The 1,276-nt window shown below is 67.6% G+C and carries 1 protein-coding gene and 1 pseudogene; both read left to right on the top strand.

What is annotated here, in order from left to right:
* Window positions 1-489: pseudogene (locus AB0E78_RS41845) on the top strand (ABC transporter); the annotation flags it as partial.
* Window positions 486-1,276 (top strand): ABC transporter permease (locus AB0E78_RS41840; RefSeq protein ID WP_361844969.1); only part of this gene is annotated, 791 nt, incomplete at its 3' end. The pseudogene AB0E78_RS41845 and the gene AB0E78_RS41840, both read left to right, overlap by 4 nt.

The raw sequence follows: 1,276 nt of genomic DNA, 5'->3' as shown, positions 1-1,276 counted from the left end.
ATCATCTTCCTCGACGAGCCCACCACCGGCCTCGACCCCCGCTCCCGCCACAACATGTGGGCCATCATCCGCGAACTCGTCACGGACGGCGTCACCGTCTTCCTCACCACCCAGTACCTCGAAGAGGCCGACGAACTCGCCGACCACATCGCCGTACTCAACAACGGCAAGATCGCAGCCGAAGGCACCGCCGAAGAACTCAAGCGCCTCATCCCCGGCGGCCACGTACGCCTGCGCTTCGACCACCCGGACACCTACCAGATGGCCGCCACCGCCCTGCACGACGTCACCCGCGACGACGAGGCACTGGCCCTGCAGATCCCCAGCGACGGCACCCAGCACGCACTGCGCTCCCTCCTCGACCGGCTCGACTCGGAGGGCATCGAAGCCGACGAACTGACCGTGCACACCCCCGACCTCGACGACGTCTTCTTCGCCCTCACCGGCCCGGCCACCCTCCCCCACCAGCCCAAGGAGAACGTCCGATGAGCTCCCTGCCCCTCGCGCTGCGCGACTCCTCCACGATGCTGCGCCGCAACCTCCTGCACGCCCGCCGCTACCCCTCCCTCACCCTGAACCTCCTGCTCACACCCATCATGCTGCTGCTGCTCTTCGTCTACCTCTTCGGCGACGTGATGAGCGCGGGCATCGGCGGCACCGGCGCCGACCGCGCCCAGTACATCGCCTACATCGTCCCCGGCATCCTGCTCATGACCATCGGCGGCACCGTCGTGGGCACCGCCGTCTCCGTCTCCACCGACATGGCCGAAGGCATCATCGCCCGCTTCCGCACCATGAACATCCACCGCGGCTCGGTCATCATCGGACACGTCATCGGCAGCGTCCTGCAATCCGTGGCCAGCGTCGTCCTGGTCGGCGCCGTCGCCGTGGCCATCGGCTTCCGCTCCACCCACGCCACCCCCCTGGAATGGCTCGCCGCCTTCGCCCTCCTGGTCCTCTTCGCCACCACCCTGACCTGGATCGCCGTCGGCATGGGCCTGGTCAGCCCCAACGCCGAAGCCGCCAGCAACAACGCCCTGCCCATGATCCTGCTGCCGCTCTTCTCCAGCGCCTTCGTCCCCGTCGACTCCATGCCCACCTGGTTCCAGCCCATCGCCGAATACCAGCCCTTCACCCCCGCCATCGAAACCCTCCGCGGCCTCCTCCTCGGCAGCGAAATCGGCCACAACGGCTGGATCACCCTCGCCTGGTGCCTCGGACTCTCCACCCTCGGCTACCACTGGTCAAAGACAGTCTTCAACCGCGACCCGAAGTA

This window comes from Streptomyces sp. NPDC032198 (assembly GCF_040636975.1).
Classification (GTDB): Bacteria; Actinomycetota; Actinomycetes; order Streptomycetales; family Streptomycetaceae; genus Streptomyces.
This window is presented reverse-complemented; position numbering and strand designations above follow the sequence as displayed.